The 15,095-nt window shown below is 53.4% G+C and carries 14 protein-coding genes and 5 tRNA genes; 9 read left to right on the forward strand and 10 right to left on the reverse strand.

Annotated features, from left to right (window positions below):
- Positions 1 to 83: 83 nt before the first annotated feature.
- The 7 genes from modE to gpmA all read left to right on the forward strand — a co-directional run bounded on the left by modE (position 84) and on the right by gpmA (position 7,841).
- Complete coding sequence (modE, locus tag ACUY4Q_RS16455) at positions 84 to 872, forward strand: molybdenum-dependent transcriptional regulator (RefSeq protein ID WP_458043804.1); 789 nt, start codon at positions 84 to 86, stop codon at positions 870 to 872.
- A gap of 66 nt (positions 873 to 938) precedes the next feature.
- Positions 939 to 2,402 carry a molybdate ABC transporter ATP-binding protein ModF gene (modF, locus tag ACUY4Q_RS16460; RefSeq protein WP_458043805.1) on the forward strand — a complete coding sequence of 488 codons (1,464 nt, stop codon included), beginning with the start codon at positions 939 to 941 and terminating at the stop codon, positions 2,400 to 2,402.
- A 221-nt stretch (positions 2,403 to 2,623) separates the two neighbouring features.
- A complete protein-coding gene (gene galE, locus ACUY4Q_RS16465; RefSeq protein WP_458043806.1) occupies positions 2,624 to 3,640 on the forward strand; it encodes a UDP-glucose 4-epimerase GalE in 1,017 nt (338 codons plus the stop codon).
- Positions 3,641 to 3,649: 9 nt separating this feature from the next.
- Positions 3,650 to 4,696 (forward strand): galactose-1-phosphate uridylyltransferase, encoded by a 1,047-nt coding sequence (gene galT, locus ACUY4Q_RS16470; RefSeq protein WP_458043807.1) that lies wholly within the window; start codon positions 3,650 to 3,652, stop codon positions 4,694 to 4,696.
- A gap of 2 nt (positions 4,697 to 4,698) precedes the next feature.
- Positions 4,699 to 5,847 carry a galactokinase gene (gene galK, locus ACUY4Q_RS16475; RefSeq protein WP_458043808.1) on the forward strand — a complete coding sequence of 383 codons (1,149 nt, stop codon included), beginning with the start codon at positions 4,699 to 4,701 and terminating at the stop codon, positions 5,845 to 5,847.
- The gene (galM, locus tag ACUY4Q_RS16480; RefSeq protein WP_458043809.1) at positions 5,841 to 6,881 is read left to right on the forward strand and encodes a galactose-1-epimerase; all 1,041 of its coding nucleotides are present in this window, start codon (positions 5,841 to 5,843) and stop codon (positions 6,879 to 6,881) included. The genes galK and galM overlap by 7 nt, the downstream gene beginning before the upstream one ends.
- Before the next feature lie 207 nt (positions 6,882 to 7,088).
- Positions 7,089 to 7,841 (forward strand): 2,3-diphosphoglycerate-dependent phosphoglycerate mutase, encoded by a 753-nt coding sequence (gene gpmA, locus ACUY4Q_RS16485; RefSeq protein WP_458043810.1) that lies wholly within the window; start codon positions 7,089 to 7,091, stop codon positions 7,839 to 7,841.
- 184 nt (positions 7,842 to 8,025) lie between these two features.
- Here gpmA and aroG read toward each other — a convergent pair whose 3' ends face one another.
- Positions 8,026 to 9,078, reverse strand: a complete 1,053-nt coding sequence (gene aroG / locus ACUY4Q_RS16490) for a 3-deoxy-7-phosphoheptulonate synthase AroG (protein WP_458043811.1) — start codon at positions 9,076 to 9,078, stop codon at positions 8,026 to 8,028.
- A gap of 318 nt (positions 9,079 to 9,396) precedes the next feature.
- On the opposite strand from aroG, the gene ACUY4Q_RS16495 reads away from it, so the two are divergent.
- Both ACUY4Q_RS16495 and zitB read left to right on the forward strand, forming a co-directional pair.
- The gene (locus ACUY4Q_RS16495; protein ID WP_458047369.1) at positions 9,397 to 9,768 is read left to right on the forward strand and encodes a protein YbgS; all 372 of its coding nucleotides are present in this window, start codon (positions 9,397 to 9,399) and stop codon (positions 9,766 to 9,768) included.
- A gap of 116 nt (positions 9,769 to 9,884) precedes the next feature.
- Positions 9,885 to 10,817 (forward strand): CDF family zinc transporter ZitB, encoded by a 933-nt coding sequence (gene zitB, locus ACUY4Q_RS16500; protein WP_458043812.1) that lies wholly within the window; start codon positions 9,885 to 9,887, stop codon positions 10,815 to 10,817.
- Here zitB and pnuC read toward each other — a convergent pair.
- From pnuC to pal, 9 genes are all read right to left on the reverse strand, one after another.
- On the reverse strand, positions 10,814 to 11,533 hold the full coding sequence (gene pnuC / locus ACUY4Q_RS16505; protein ID WP_458043813.1) for a nicotinamide riboside transporter PnuC: 720 nt from the start codon (positions 11,531 to 11,533) through the stop codon (positions 10,814 to 10,816). The genes zitB and pnuC overlap by 4 nt on opposite strands.
- A gap of 37 nt (positions 11,534 to 11,570) precedes the next feature.
- Positions 11,571 to 12,614 carry a quinolinate synthase NadA gene (gene nadA, locus ACUY4Q_RS16510; protein WP_458047370.1) on the reverse strand — a complete coding sequence of 348 codons (1,044 nt, stop codon included), beginning with the start codon at positions 12,612 to 12,614 and terminating at the stop codon, positions 11,571 to 11,573.
- A gap of 213 nt (positions 12,615 to 12,827) precedes the next feature.
- Positions 12,828 to 12,903 (reverse strand) — tRNA-Lys (locus ACUY4Q_RS16515).
- 130 nt (positions 12,904 to 13,033) lie between these two features.
- Positions 13,034 to 13,109 (reverse strand) — tRNA-Lys (locus ACUY4Q_RS16520).
- A 144-nt stretch (positions 13,110 to 13,253) separates the two neighbouring features.
- A tRNA-Lys gene (locus ACUY4Q_RS16525) sits at positions 13,254 to 13,329 on the reverse strand.
- Positions 13,330 to 13,332: 3 nt separating this feature from the next.
- Positions 13,333 to 13,408: transfer RNA gene (locus ACUY4Q_RS16530), tRNA-Val, on the reverse strand.
- A gap of 127 nt (positions 13,409 to 13,535) precedes the next feature.
- A tRNA-Lys gene (locus ACUY4Q_RS16535) sits at positions 13,536 to 13,611 on the reverse strand.
- Positions 13,612 to 13,775: 164 nt separating this feature from the next.
- Complete coding sequence (cpoB, locus tag ACUY4Q_RS16540) at positions 13,776 to 14,561, reverse strand: cell division protein CpoB (RefSeq protein WP_458043814.1); 786 nt, start codon at positions 14,559 to 14,561, stop codon at positions 13,776 to 13,778.
- A gap of 9 nt (positions 14,562 to 14,570) precedes the next feature.
- A complete protein-coding gene (gene pal, locus ACUY4Q_RS16545) occupies positions 14,571 to 15,086 on the reverse strand; it encodes a peptidoglycan-associated lipoprotein Pal (protein ID WP_437430925.1) in 516 nt (171 codons plus the stop codon).
- Between the last annotated feature and the right edge of the window lie 9 nt (positions 15,087 to 15,095).

The raw sequence follows: 15,095 nt of genomic DNA on the forward strand, positions 1-15,095 counted from the left end.
AATCATGTTCCTTTTGTGCGACGGTCATTGCGCTGCTAAGGAATTACGCCAAAAATAGAGGTTTTAGGTCAGGACGCTACCTTATGCAGGCAGAAATTCTTCTTACCCTCAAACTCCAGCAACGGTTGTTTGCCGACCCACGACGCATCGCCCTGCTCAAACAAATAGAACAAACTGGCTCAATTAGCCAGGGGGCAAAAAACGCAGGCATTAGTTATAAAAGCGCCTGGGATGCAATTAATGAAATGAATCAGCTAAGTGAGCATACGCTGGTTGATCGCGCTACCGGCGGCAAAGGGGGCGGCGGTGCGGTGGTCACCCGCTACGGACACCGTCTGATTGAGCTTTACGATCTGCTGGGGCAAATCCAGCAAAAAGCATTTGATGTATTGAGCGATGACGATGCCCTGCCGTTAAACAGCCTTTTGGCCGCGATTTCCCGCTTTTCTTTGCAAACCAGCGCCCGCAATCAGTGGTTTGGCACCATTACGGCGCTGGACCACCAGCAGGTTCAACAGCATGTGGATGTGCTGCTGGCGGACGGGGAAACCTCGGTGAAGGTGGCGATCACCAGTCAAAGCGTCGAACGCCTGAGTCTGGAGCAAGGAAAAGAGGTGCTGGTGCTGCTTAAAGCGCCGTGGGTTGGCATCACGCTGGATAACACGCTGGCAAAGAGAGCTGATAACCAGTTCCATGGACGAATCAGCCATATTGAGCGCGGCGAAACCCAGTGTGAGGTGCTGATGACCCTGCCCGACGGGCAGCAACTCTGCGCCACGGTGCCGGTTGCAGAGACGCAAGATTTCACAGAAGGGGCCGACGTTACCGCATATTTCAATGCCGATAAGGTTATTCTCGCCACGTTGTGCTGAGTCGATTGACAAGCGTGGCATGAGGACGTATCCCTGTGGTTATCGCTGCAAAAAATGGGATACATCATGTCATCATTGCAAATTTCGCAAGGCACGTTTCGTCTTAGCGACACCCGTACACTTACTATTGACCATTTAACGCTTCATGCTGGTGAGAGCTGGGCCTTTGTTGGCGCTAATGGCAGCGGCAAGTCGGCGCTGGCCAGAGCCCTGGCTGGTGAACTTACGCTGCTAAAAGGCGACCGTCAGTGCACATTTAGCCGTGTCACGCGTCTCTCCTTTGAGCAACTACAGCAACTGGTGAGCGAGGAGTGGCAACGCAACAACACCGACCTGCTAAGCCCCGGTGAGGATGATACCGGGCGCACCACCGCTGACATTATTCAGGACGAGGTCAAAGAGAGCGATCGGTGCCAGCAACTGGCGGCGCGTTTTGGGATAACTCACCTGCTCTCCCGCCGGTTCAAGTATCTTTCGACCGGCGAAACCCGCAAGACGCTGCTCTGCCAGGCCCTGATGTCGCAACCGGATCTGCTGATTCTTGATGAACCCTTCGACGGGCTGGACGTCCACTCGCGCGAACAGCTGGCTGAGTTACTCGCGGAGTTAAATGCTGACGGCTATACCCTGGTGCTGGTGCTGAACCGCTTCGATGAGATCCCGCGTTTTGTGCAGCACGCAGGGGTGCTGGTCGACTGCGCCCTGACGGAGACCGGGGAAAAGGCCGCCCTGCTGGAGCAGGCGCTGATCGCCCAACTGGCGCACAGTGAAAAACTGTCGGGTATGCGTCTTCCGGAGCCTGATGCACCGCCAGCCCGGGAGTTGCTTCACCAGGGTGAGCCGCTGATTGTTCTTAAAGATGGCCTCGTCTCTTACAACGATCGACCGATCATTCAGCACCTCGACTGGACGGTGAAGGCGGGAGAACACTGGCAGATCAGTGGCCCTAACGGCGCAGGAAAATCGACGCTGTTAAGTTTAGTGACCGGCGATCATCCGCAGGGTTACAGCAACGATTTGACCTTGTTTGGCCGGCGTCGCGGCAGCGGTGAAACCATCTGGGATATCAAAAAACATATCGGTTATGTGAGCAGCAGCCTGCATCTGGATTATCGCGTCAGCACCACCGTGCGTAATGTGATTTTATCGGGCTATTTTGATTCGATTGGTATTTACCAGGCCGTGTCGGACAAGCAGCGCAAACTGGCGCAACAATGGCTGGATATACTGGGTTTCAGCGCGCAAACGGCCGATGCGCCTTTCCATAGCCTTTCATGGGGGCAGCAGCGGTTGGCACTGATTGTCCGGGCGCTGGTTAAGCATCCAACATTGCTGATTCTGGATGAACCCTTGCAGGGGCTGGACCCGCTCAATCGCCAGCTTATCCGTCGCTTTGTCGATGTGCTGATTGGTGAAGGCGAGACGCAGCTGCTCTTTGTCTCGCATCATGCCAGCGATGCACCTGACTGCATTACTCACCGCCTGCAGTTTGTGCCGAACGGAGAGGGCTGGCGCTATCAGCTTGATTAAGTTTCACGGGCGGGGACAATCGTTCCCGCTTTCTGGTGGTATCATTTTCAGACTTTATGCATCACCATACAATCATGCGCATGATTTATAATATATTTTTTTCGGGAATCTATGGCCTGATTCCTTAGTGTAAGCGATTCCACAAACTTATCACATATCACAGTTTTGACATCTCTGTTATGCTACTGTTAGTTGATAACATACGCCTAATGGAGTGAAAAATGAAAGTTCTTGTTACCGGTGGTAGCGGTTACATTGGAAGCCACACCTGCGTACAATTGCTGCAAAATGGCCATGACGTTGTCATTCTCGATAACCTCTGTAACAGTAAGCGCAGCGTCGTACCGGTGCTTGAGCGGCTGGGTGGCAAGTCCGCACTCTTTGTCGAAGGGGACATCCGCGACGAGGCGCTGCTGGCGGAAATTCTGCACGATCACGCCATCGAAGCAGTTATCCATTTTGCCGGCTTGAAGGCCGTGGGTGAATCCGTTGCTAAGCCGCTGGAATATTACGATAACAACGTGAACGGCACCCTGCGGCTGGTAAACGCCATGCGCGCGGCAAACGTGAAGAACTTCATTTTCAGCTCCTCTGCCACCGTCTACGGCGATCAACCAAAAATCCCTTATCAGGAAAGTTTCCCGACCGGTACGCCGCAAAGCCCGTATGGCAAAAGCAAACTGATGGTGGAACAGATTCTCGCCGATCTGCAAAAAGCACAGCCTGAATGGAGCATTGCCTTACTGCGTTATTTCAACCCGGTAGGCGCTCATCCGTCAGGGGATATGGGCGAAGATCCACAAGGCATTCCCAATAACCTGATGCCCTATATTGCGCAGGTTGCCGTGGGGCGTCGCGATTCGCTGGCGATATTTGGCAATGATTACCCTACCCCGGACGGCACCGGCGTGCGCGATTACATCCACGTGATGGATCTGGCCGACGGCCATGTCGCCGCCATGGAAACGCTGGCAGGCAAAGCCGGTGTTCATACCTATAACCTCGGCGCAGGCGTTGGTAGCAGCGTACTGGACGTGGTTAACGCCTTTAGCAAAGCCTGCGGTAAACCGATCAGTTACCACTTTGCACCGCGCCGCGACGGTGACCTCCCGGCCTATTGGGCGGATGCCAGCAAAGCGGATAACGAACTGAACTGGCGTGTCACCCGCACGCTGGATGAAATGGCACAAGATACCTGGCGCTGGCAGTCTCGCCATCCACAAGGTTACGAAGATTAAGGAAGGATCATGACGCAATTCAACCCGGTTGATCACCCGCATCGCCGTTATAATCCGCTGACAGGACAATGGATCCTGGTCTCCCCCCATCGCGCCAAACGTCCATGGCAAGGCGCGCAGGAGACACCGTCAAAAGAGACGCTGCCCCAACACGATCCGGACTGTTTCTTGTGCCCTGGGAACACCCGCGTCACCGGCGATAAAAACCCGGATTACCCCAGCACCTATGTGTTCACCAACGATTTCGCCGCCCTGATGACCGACACGCCGGATGCGCCGGAGAGCGACGATCCGTTGATGCGCAGCCAGGGCGCGCGAGGAACCAGCCGCGTCATCTGCTTCTCACCGGATCACAGCAAAACACTGCCAGAACTGAGCCTCAGCGCGCTGGAAGATGTGGTGAAAACCTGGCAGGAACAGACGCAGGAGCTGGGTCAACGTTATCCGTGGATTCAGGTGTTCGAGAATAAAGGCGCGGCCATGGGCTGCTCTAACCCACATCCACATGGGCAAATCTGGGCCAACAGCTTCCTGCCTAATGAAGCCGAGCGCGAAGACAGATTGCAAAGAGAATACTTCACTCACTACGGCTCACCGATGCTGGTGGATTACGCCGCTCGTGAAGGCAAAGACGGCAGCCGTACGGTAGTTGAAACCGAACACTGGATTGCGGTCGTGCCTTATTGGGCAGCCTGGCCATTTGAAACGCTGCTGCTGCCAAAGGCGCACATTCAGCGGATCACTGATTTAACCGCCGCGCAGCGCAGCGATCTGGCGCTGGCACTGAAGCAACTCACCAGCCGTTACGATAATTTGTTCCAGTGCTCCTTCCCCTACTCTATGGGCTGGCACGGTGCCCCCTTTGTTGAACAAGACAATACCCACTGGCAGCTGCATGCGCACTTCTATCCGCCGCTGCTGCGCTCCGCCACCGTACGTAAATTTATGGTCGGTTATGAAATGCTCGCGGAAACGCAGCGCGACCTGACTGCTGAACAAGCTGCCGAACGCCTGCGTGCGGTCAGTGATGTCCATTTTCGCGAATCTGGAGTTTAAAAATGAGTCTGAAAGAAAAAACGCTTGCTCTGTTTGCTGAAAAATTCGGCTACCCTGCCACTCACACTATCCAGGCGCCGGGGCGCGTCAACCTGATTGGTGAACACACCGATTACAACGACGGCTTCGTGCTGCCTTGCGCCATTGATTACCAGACGGTGATCAGTTGTACGCCGCGCCCGGATAACATCGTGCGTGTGATTGCCGCAGATTATGACAACCAGCAGGATGAGTTTTCGCTGGATGCGCCGATCGTCGCTCACGACAGCCAGCAGTGGTCGAACTATGTGCGTGGGGTGGTGAAACACCTGCAACAGCGCAACAATAACTTCCACGGCGCGGATCTGGTGATCAGCGGCAACGTTCCACAGGGCGCGGGGCTAAGCTCATCCGCTTCGCTGGAAGTGGCGGTCGGTACCGTTTTCCAGCAGCTCTATCACCTGCCGCTGGACGGCGCGCAAATCGCGCTTAATGGTCAGGAAGCGGAGAACCAGTTTGTCGGCTGCAACTGCGGCATTATGGATCAGCTGATTTCTGCGCTGGGTAAAAAAGATCATGCGCTGCTGATTGACTGTCGTTCTCTCGGGACGAAGGCCGTTTCCCTGCCGGAAGGCGTCGCTATTATCATTATTAACAGTAATTTCAAACGCACGCTGGTGGGTAGCGAATACAACACCCGCCGCGAGCAGTGTGAAACCGGTGCCCGCTTCTTCCAGCAAAAAGCCCTGCGTGACGTGAATATCGACCAGTTTAATGCCGTCGCCCATGAGCTTGATCCGGTGGTGGCAAAACGCGTTCGCCATGTGTTGACCGAAAACGCCCGCACCGTTGAAGCGGCTTCCGCACTGGAAAAAGGCGATTTGAAACGCATGGGTGAGCTGATGGCTGAATCACATGCCTCTATGCGTGACGACTTCGAAATCACCGTCCCACAAATTGATACGTTGGTTGAGATTGTTAAAGCGGCCATTGGCGATAAGGGCGGCGTGCGTATGACCGGCGGTGGCTTCGGCGGCTGCATCGTCTCTCTGGTACCGGAATCGCTGGTCTCCACCGTCCAGCAGGCCGTGGAAGCGCAATACGAGGCGAAAACCGGTATCAAAGAAACCTTCTATGTCTGTAAACCATCACAGGGAGCAGGACAGTGCTAAATGAAACGACAGGGGCCGCACCAGACGGCCTGCCCTTTCGTGTGATCACGCTGCGCAACAGCGCAGGTATGGTCGTCACCGTTATGGACTGGGGCGCAACCTTATTATCCGCGCGCGTGCCGATGAAAGACGGCAGCGTCCGCGAGGCCCTGCTGGGCTGTGCAACGCCTGAACACTACATCGAGCAAACCGCTTTTCTGGGGGCCTCGGTGGGCCGCTATGCTAACCGCATCGCAAAGAGCCAGTTCACCCTGGGGGATGAAACCTATTTCCTCACCCCAAGCCAGGGAGAGAATCAGTTACACGGTGGGCCGGAAGGATTCGATAAGCGCCGTTGGAAAATCGAACGCCAGAACGACGGCGAAGCGCTGTTGTCATTGCGTTCTCCCGATGGCGATCAGGGCTTTCCGGGTAATCTGAGCGCCAGCGTATTGTATCGATTGGGTGACGATAACCGTCTTACCATTGAATACTGTGCCACGACGGACAAAGCCTGTCCGGTAAACCTCACCAACCACGCCTATTTCAACCTCGACGGCGAACAGGGTGATGTGCGTAACCACACGCTGCAGCTACTGGCGGATGAGTATTTACCTGTAGACGAGATGGGCATCCCGGTTGACTCATTGAAGAAGGTGGCGTTGACCAGCTTCGATTTCCGTCAGCCGAAAACAATCGCGCTTGAGTTTCTCAGCGATGACGATCAGCGGGCAGTGAAAGGCTACGATCACGCGTTTTTACTGCAGGCCAAAGGCGATTTCACCACACCGGCAGCACAGTTATGGTCTGCCGATAAGCAGTTGCAGATGGCGGTTTATACCACCGCGCCTGCATTGCAGTTCTATTCCGGGAATTATCTGGAAGGGACACCGGCACGGGGTAATAACGTCTACAGCGCCTGGCAGGGTCTGGCGCTTGAAAGTGAATTCTTACCCGACAGTCCCAATCGTCCTGACTTCCCACAACCAGACTGCGTACTTCAGCCCGGCGACCAGTATGTCAGCCTGACGGCGTACCACTTCATCCCGGCATGATGCAAAGCCCTCCGTTCGGAGGGTTTTTTTTGCCCATAGTGCTGAAATATCCGCCAGTTATCGACAAAATGGCAACCGCCGATTCACAAGCAGCTTACACTGCGCGACTATTTTCGCTATGGTTAAGGGTAATCGTTGCTGCGGCTTATCCTGCAGCAATATAATGAGAATTGTTATCATTCAATCAGGCTTATGAGGAGTAAGTGTATGGCTGTAACTAAGCTGGTTCTGGTTCGTCACGGCGAAAGTCAGTGGAACAATGAAAACCGCTTCACCGGTTGGTACGACGTTGATCTGTCAGAAAAAGGCGTGGGCGAAGCAAAAGCAGCAGGTAAGCTGTTGAAAGATGAAGGCTTCAGCTTCGATTTTGCTTATACCTCGGTGCTGAAACGTGCTATCCACACTCTGTGGAACGTACTGGACGAACTGGATCAGGCCTGGCTGCCGGTTGAGAAATCCTGGAAGCTGAACGAACGTCACTACGGCGCGCTGCAGGGTCTGAACAAAGCGGAAACCGCTGAGAAGTACGGCGACGAGCAGGTTAAACAATGGCGTCGCGGCTTCGCAGTGACCCCGCCGGAGCTGACGAAAGATGATGAGCGTTACCCGGGCCACGACCCGCGTTATGCAAAACTGACCGACAAAGAGCTGCCGCAGACGGAAAGCCTGGCGCTGACCATTGAGCGCGTTGTGCCTTACTGGAATGAAACCATTCTGCCACGTCTGAAAAGCGGCGAGCGTGTCATCATCGCAGCTCACGGTAACTCCCTGCGTGCGCTGGTGAAGTACCTGGACAACATGGGCGAAGACGAAATTCTTGAGCTGAACATCCCGACGGGCGTACCGCTGGTGTATGAGTTCGATGAAAACTTCAAGCCGATCAAACATTATTACCTGGGCAATGCTGACGAAATCGCAGCAAAAGCGGCGGCTGTCGCTAACCAGGGTAAAGCGAAGTAATTTTTCGCCAGATATAAAAAAGCGTGGAGCCATCCACGCTTTTTTTCTTTGTGGGCCAATACACAAAATCATTTGAGGCTGTGTCGAGGCGGCAAAGGAAGAAATCCCCAGGAGCATAGGTAACTATGTGACTGGGGTTTCTGAGTGCGGCCAACAAAGAGACAGGCCAAAGGATGAAGTGTATTTATTTGCGGCGGGCTTTTACTGCTTCTGCCAGCTGACGCAACACGATTTCCGTATCTTCCCAGCCGATACAGGCATCGGTTACGCTTTTGCCGTAAACCAGCGGTTCACTGCTTTCCAGATTCTGATTGCCTTCCACCAGATGGCTCTCAATCATCACGCCCATAATGGCGTTTTCACCACCGGCAATCTGACCACAAACATCCGTCCCCACGTCCATCTGCTTTTTGAACTGCTTGCTGGAGTTTGCGTGGCTGAAGTCAATCATCACCTGCGCTTTCAGACCTGCCTTTTCCAACCCTTGCTTGACTTCTTTAACGTGGGCAGCGCTGTAGTTAGGCTCTTTTCCGCCACGCAAAATAATATGGCAGTCGCCGTTACCCGCCGTATTTACAATCGCGGAGTGGCCCCACTTAGTGACGGAGAGGAAGCAGTGCGGCGCGCTGGCAGCATTAATGGCATCGATGGCGACTTTGATGGTGCCATCCGTCCCGTTTTTGAAACCCACCGGGCATGAGAGACCGGAAGCCAGTTCACGATGCACCTGAGATTCAGTGGTGCGGGCACCAATGGCTCCCCAGCTCATTAAATCCGCCAGGTATTGCGGCGTGATCATATCGAGAAACTCACCGGCTGCGGGCAGGCCGCTATCGTTGATTTCGAGCAGCAGCTTACGGGCAATGCGCAGGCCGTCGTTGATCTGGAAGCTGTTATCCATGTGCGGATCGTTAATTAACCCTTTCCAGCCAACGGTGGTCCGTGGTTTTTCGAAGTAAACACGCATCACCACTTCCAGTTCGCCTTTGAGCTCCTCACGCAGCGTCAGCAGACGCGCAGCGTACTCTTTAGCCGCCGCAGGATCGTGAATGGAGCAAGGACCAATCACCACCAGCAGGCGGTCATCGCTACCGCGCAAAATGCTGTGGATGGCAGCACGGGCATGGGAAACCGTATTGGCTGCGTTTTCAGTGGCAGGGAATTTCTCAAGGAGTGCGACAGGCGGTAATAACTCGTTGATCTCTTTAATACGTAAGTCATCGTTCTGATAAGTCATGTTCGTTCCAGCTTTGCCAACTATTTTTAATGAATGCAATCCATCCAATCTATCTTGTCGGTCAAGGAGTGTAAACGCGATTTTACACTACGGGCAGAAAATTCCTGGAATTATGCAAAAAATCGCCGGAAAGTAGCGTTCATTGATTCAAGGACTACACTTTTTAAGTGTAAATACTTTGTTTTTATTTTATTGCGATATTCCATGCTGCATTTTATTGCATGCCAGGAATTTTTAACCACTGAGCGTGATAACTCGTTCGCGCACGTTAAACCGATCAACCGATCGGCAGATGACGACCAGAACAGGAGCATCATGATGAAAATGAATAAATTAGCGGCACTTTTACTGACGACTACCCTCACCATGGCGAGTGGCGCAGCGCTGGCAGCAGACTCAACCTCGCAAACCAATAACGGTCAGGCCAACGCCGCAGCAGATGCGGGCCAGGTTGCCCCGGATGCGAAAGAGAATCTTGCACCAAACACTGGCGGTACGCAGAGCGGTACCATGCTGCATCAGAATAATGATGGCAAACATGGGATCAGTGATGACAGTCTGAGCAAAGACGAAATTCACAAAAACTCTCAGTGTAAAGACGGTAAATGTCCGGACATCAACGAAAAAGTCCAGACTGGTGACGGCATCAATAATGATGCGAAGACCAAAACCGACGGCACTACTCAGTAAGTGAGAGACCCGTAGTTAAGAGGAGAGCTTCGGCTCTCCTTAATTTTTTCTGTAGGATGTGAAAAGATCTGCAATGATGTAAGTCGCTGATATCGTTTTGACAAAGGACGCTTAACATGGCGCATTCTCATTCTTCCCTCCCTGATGATGCCAACGCTCGCCGGCTGCTGCTCGCCTTCAGCGTCACGGCGCTGTTTATGCTGGTTGAAGTGGTGGGCGGGTTTCTCTCCGGATCGCTGGCTCTGCTGGCCGACGCGGGGCATATGCTCACCGATGCAGCCGCCCTCTTCTTTGCGCTATTGGCGGTGCATTTTGCCCGACGCCCACCCAGCACAAAGCGTACCTTTGGCTGGCTGCGCCTGACGACGCTGGCGGCCTTTGTTAATGCGATTGCGCTGGTGGTGATCACCATTTTTATTGTCTGGGAGGCATTCGTTCGCTTCACGCACCCGCAACCCGTGGCAGGTGCAACCATGATGACTATCGCGGTGGCGGGATTGGTGGCGAATATCCTGGCGTTTTGGTTGCTCCACCGGGGCAATGAGGAAAAGAACTTAAATGTCAGGGCCGCTGCGTTACATGTTCTTGGCGATCTACTGGGCTCAGTCGGGGCGATTATTGCGGCGCTTATCATTATGTTTACCGGCTGGACGCCTGCCGACCCGATACTCTCAGTGCTGGTTTCTGTACTGGTGCTGCGCAGCGCATGGTCGTTACTGCGTGAGAGTGTGAATGAGTTGCTGGAAGGGGCGCCGGTGTCGATGGACATCGAGGCAGTTAAACGCCATTTGCGCCGTTCAGTCCCTGCGGTACGAGATGTTCATCATGTTCATGTGTGGTTGGTGGGGGAAAAAATCGTGATGACCCTGCATGTGCATGTCATTCCTCCGCACGATCATGACGGCTTACTGCATCAAATCGAACATTTCTTGCAGCATCATTATCAGGTTGAGCATGCCACTGTCCAGATGGAATATCAGCCCTGTAGCGGGCCAGACTGCCATCTCAGCGAGACGCAGGCTGACCACGCACATTCACACCATCATTAATGAGAAAACGCCCTGGAGCCACGCTCACGGGCGCTCTTCATCCACATCCGGCTGCCGTTGAGTGCAATAAACGTCAACAGCATATATTCCAGTGACATCGCCCAAACGCCCTGCAGGGCAAATATCACCACGCTTATCACGTTGATGATGACCCAAAGCAGCCAGTTTTCCACATACTTGCGGGTCATCAGGATCATCGCCGCTATCGACAGCACCATCATGCAGGAATCCCAGAACGGGAAGGCGTCAGGTTGCAGTTCCGGCATGGCGACGTTAAGCCCAAGCGCTTGCATTATGTTCACCGCTACGCGCGTCAGCACCGCAAAAACCGGATCAATGAAGGCCGTCATCACGCCAATGGCCACGACGCAGGCAGCAAGCCATGCAATGGCTTTGGGTAAGGGGAGCCAGCGAATTTGCAACACGGCTTCATTGGCAGTGTTTTGACGTGACCATGCATACCAGCCATAGAGGTTAGCGGCAAAGAAGAACAGCTGCAGCAACAGGCTGGCGTAGAGCTGGATCTGAAAGAAGATAATGGCAAACAAGGTAACGTTAATTAAACCAAACGCATAGTTACTGATTTTCTCGAGGCTGGCGAGCCAGATACAGAGTAACCCCGCCAGCGTTCCTACCGCTTCAATCCATGAAAGATCGTAGCCACCGGCGCCGATCGGAATATGTACCAGAATGTTCTGCGTGCTAAAAAAATCCATCTTCTCCCCAGAGCGTATTCCTACGCGTTATAGAACGTTAAGGACGTAGTGTAGCCGCAAAATCTAACATACGGTTAAGCGGCAGTAACGCGCCTTCACGCAGCGCCGCGTCCACATGAATCTCATGCGCGGCTCCTCCATTCTCAAGCCCCTCAGCAATCGCTTTTAAGCCGTTCATCGCCATCCACGGACAGTGTGCACAGCTGCGGCATGTGGCCCCCTCTCCTGCCGTTGGTGCTTCCAGCAGCTCTTTTTCCGGCACCGCCTGCTGCATCTTATAAAAGATACCTCGATCGGTGGCGACGATAAGCTGCTTGTGCGGCAACGTTTTGGCGGCGTTGATCAGTTGGCTGGTCGACCCTACCGCGTCGGCAAGTTTCACCACGGAGAGGGGTGATTCAGGATGCACTAACACCGCCGCCTCAGGATAGAGGGCCTTCATCCGAGCCAGCGCCTGCGTTTTAAACTCATCGTGGACAATGCAGGCCCCCTGCCAGCACAACACATCGGCACCGGTCTGCTTTTGCACATAGCTTCCCAAATGCCTGTCCGGTGCCCAGATAATTTTCTCACCCAGGCTATCCAGATGTTCGATCAGTTCCACTGCAATGCTGGAGGTGACCACCCAGTCAGCGCGTGCCTTGACCGCAGCGGAGGTGTTGGCGTACACCACCACCGTTCTGTCTGGATGGGCATCGCAAAAAGCACTGAATTCGTCAATCGGGCAGCCGAGGTCAAGAGAACATTCCGCATTGAGTGTCGGCATCAAAATGGTCTTTTCCGGGCTGAGGATTTTTGCCGTCTCCCCCATGAAGCGCACGCCGGCCACGAGCAGCGTCGAGGCCGGATTTTTCGCGCCAAAACGGGCCATCTCCAGCGAATCTGAAATACAGCCACCGGTTTCTTCAGCAAGCTGCTGGATCTCTGGGTCCGTATAGTAATGCGCCACCATAACCGCATCCCGCTCTTTTAGCAGGCGTTTGATTTTCTCACGGTAGAAATGTTTCTCATCCAGCGTGAGAGGCAAGGGTTTTGGCGGGAAGGGATAAATCGCAGCTTCAGAATCAAACATTACGCTCATCATGCTTACTCGTTTTACTGGCTTAACAATAATGCCTTTCTTTAGCAACAGCAGAGCAAAGACAGGCCAATAAGTTTTATATACTAAACAAGATAGCCGATTGAGGGTGAAAAGTCACAACAAATGAAGAGCCGGGGGAAAGCGTGCCAAAGGAAATGCCGAATCGCATAGATCGCAGATAGCAAAAAAGCGCCGCCAGCGCCATTTTTACATTGGTGGGTCGTGCAGGATTCGAACCTGCGACCAATTGATTAAAAGTCAACTGCTCTACCAACTGAGCTAACGACCCCTTGCGGGATTTAGTGCTTAATCATTCAGGATGGTGGGTCGTGCAGGATGACTCGGCTTCGCCTCGCCCTATGGGCCGTTGCTGTCGCAACGTTATCCTTCACGTTCTCTACCAGTGACCACCTTGGAATTGGTGGGTCGTGCAGGATTCGAACCTGCGACCAATTGATTAAAAGTCAACTGCTCTACCAACTGAGCTAACGACCCATACGGGTGTCACCTGAAAGATTTTTACTCGGAACCACATAAAGTGGTGGGTCGTGCAGGATGACTCGGCTTCGCCTCGCCCTACGGGCCGTTGCTGACGCAACGTTATCCTTCACGGTTAACACCTGAGCGAGATGTTAAAATTGGTGGGTCGTGCAGGATTCGAACCTGCGACCAATTGATTAAAAGTCAACTGCTCTACCAACTGAGCTAACGACCCGAGTGGTGGGTGATGACGGGATCGAACCGCCGACCCCCTCCTTGTAAGGGAGGTGCTCTCCCAGCTGAGCTAATCACCCGATACTGCGCTGGATACAACTTACTCACTTATGTGAGCGGTGGGTCGTGCAGGAAGGCTTGCCCTACGGGCCGTTGCAAACGCAACGCTATCCTTCACGTTTTACTATCGCGTTCCACCAGAACGATTGGTGGGTCGTGCAGGATTCGAACCTGCGACCAATTGATTAAAAGTCAACTGCTCTACCAACTGAGCTAACGACCCACTTCTGCACTGCTTTTGGGATGTTTGATATCCCTTGGCAACGGCGGCATATATTACTGATTTAAGAATTCAGCGCAACAAAAATTTCGAGGAAGATCACTTAACTGCTTACGATTCGCGCGACAAGACCAGAAATAATGCGATTTCTGGTCAAGCGCTATTCGCTACATCGACCCGAGACGTTTTTGCGCTTGTTTTGCGCCGTCAGTGCCCGGATATTTCGCGACCACCTGCTGATACACCGCTTTCGCTTTCGCCGCATCACCTTTGTCCTGCATGATGACGCCGACCTTGAACATGGCATCAGGCGCTTTAGGCGACTTCGGATAATTTTTCACTACGGAAGCAAAATAGTATGCCGCGTCGTCTTTTTTACCCTTGTTGTAGTTCAACTGCCCGAGCCAGTAGTTGGCATTCGGAATATAAGTCGAATCCGGGTATTTTTTGACGAAGTTCTGGAATGCAGCCATAGCTTCGTCCTGGCGAGATTTATCCTGCACCAGAGCGATTGCCGCATTGTAATCCGTGTTGGCGTCACCGCTCTGCACTGGGGCCGCGGTGGACGCAGAGGCATCAGGTGCCGCTGCCGCACTCTGGTCGCCAGAAGTTTGCGGGTTCTGCCCCCCAGCCGCGCCTGCACCGCTGCCCAGACTGTCAATCTGCGTCAGAATCTGTTTCTGCCGCTCATTAATCTGGTTCAACTGATACTGACTTTCCTGAATCTGACCGCGCAGGGTATCAATATCGGATTGGTTGTCAGAAAGCTGCTGCTGGAGTTGGGTTAAAAGTTGACTGTGAGCGTTAGAAATACGCTCGAGTTGAGTGACCCGGTCTTCTACCGAGCCTGAGCCGACACTACTGATTGGCGCCTGAGCAAAAGCGGCCCAGGGGGCCGCTATGCCAACCAGTAACGACAGACTCATCAGATGATGTCTGAAGTTACTGCTCATGCAATTCTCTTAGTAAACCAGTACGGCACGACGGTTTTTGGAGTAAGCCGCTTCGTCATGACCCAGTACTGCAGGTTTTTCTTTACCGTAAGAAACGATGGAGATCTGGTCAGCGGTAACACCTTTACCCTGCAGGTACATTTTAACGGCGTTAGCACGACGTTCGCCCAGGGAGATGTTGTATTCCGGCGTACCACGTTCGTCCGCGTGACCTTCTACGGTGACTTTGTAAGACGGGTTGCTACGCAGGAAGTTAGCGTGCGCATCCAGCATTGCAGCGAAGTCAGAACGAATGTCAAACTTGTCCAGATCGAAGTAAACAATGTTGTTCTGCTGCAGCTGCTGCATCTGCAGACGCGCTTGCTCTTCAGAAGACATATTGCCATTGCCGTTCATACCGGTACCGGCACCCATCATGCCTTCGCCGCTCTGGTCGTTGCTCACGTTCTTTTTAGAAGAACATGCGGCGATTGCCATTACGGACAGAGCGATACCCAGCCCTTTCAGCACTTTGTTAAGTTGCATTTCTTTGAT

The sequence above is a fragment of the Phytobacter cepae genome (assembly GCF_054165735.1).

Coding starts and splice junctions, on each gene's coding strand:
- modE (WP_458043804.1), top strand. CDS start 84: ATGCAGGCAGAAATTCTTCTTACCCTCAAACTCCAGCAACGGTTGTTT.
- modF (WP_458043805.1), top strand. CDS start 939: ATGTCATCATTGCAAATTTCGCAAGGCACGTTTCGTCTTAGCGACACC.
- galE (WP_458043806.1), top strand. CDS start 2,624: ATGAAAGTTCTTGTTACCGGTGGTAGCGGTTACATTGGAAGCCACACC.
- galT (WP_458043807.1), top strand. CDS start 3,650: ATGACGCAATTCAACCCGGTTGATCACCCGCATCGCCGTTATAATCCG.
- galK (WP_458043808.1), top strand. CDS start 4,699: ATGAGTCTGAAAGAAAAAACGCTTGCTCTGTTTGCTGAAAAATTCGGC.
- gpmA (WP_458043810.1), top strand. CDS start 7,089: ATGGCTGTAACTAAGCTGGTTCTGGTTCGTCACGGCGAAAGTCAGTGG.
- aroG (WP_458043811.1), bottom strand. CDS start 9,078: ATGACTTATCAGAACGATGACTTACGTATTAAAGAGATCAACGAGTTA.
- ACUY4Q_RS16495 (WP_458047369.1), top strand. CDS start 9,397: ATGAAAATGAATAAATTAGCGGCACTTTTACTGACGACTACCCTCACC.
- zitB (WP_458043812.1), top strand. CDS start 9,885: ATGGCGCATTCTCATTCTTCCCTCCCTGATGATGCCAACGCTCGCCGG.
- pnuC (WP_458043813.1), bottom strand. CDS start 11,533: ATGGATTTTTTTAGCACGCAGAACATTCTGGTACATATTCCGATCGGC.
- nadA (WP_458047370.1), bottom strand. CDS start 12,614: ATGAGCGTAATGTTTGATTCTGAAGCTGCGATTTATCCCTTCCCGCCA.
- cpoB (WP_458043814.1), bottom strand. CDS start 14,561: ATGAGCAGTAACTTCAGACATCATCTGATGAGTCTGTCGTTACTGGTT.
- pal (WP_437430925.1), bottom strand. CDS start 15,086: ATGCAACTTAACAAAGTGCTGAAAGGGCTGGGTATCGCTCTGTCCGTA.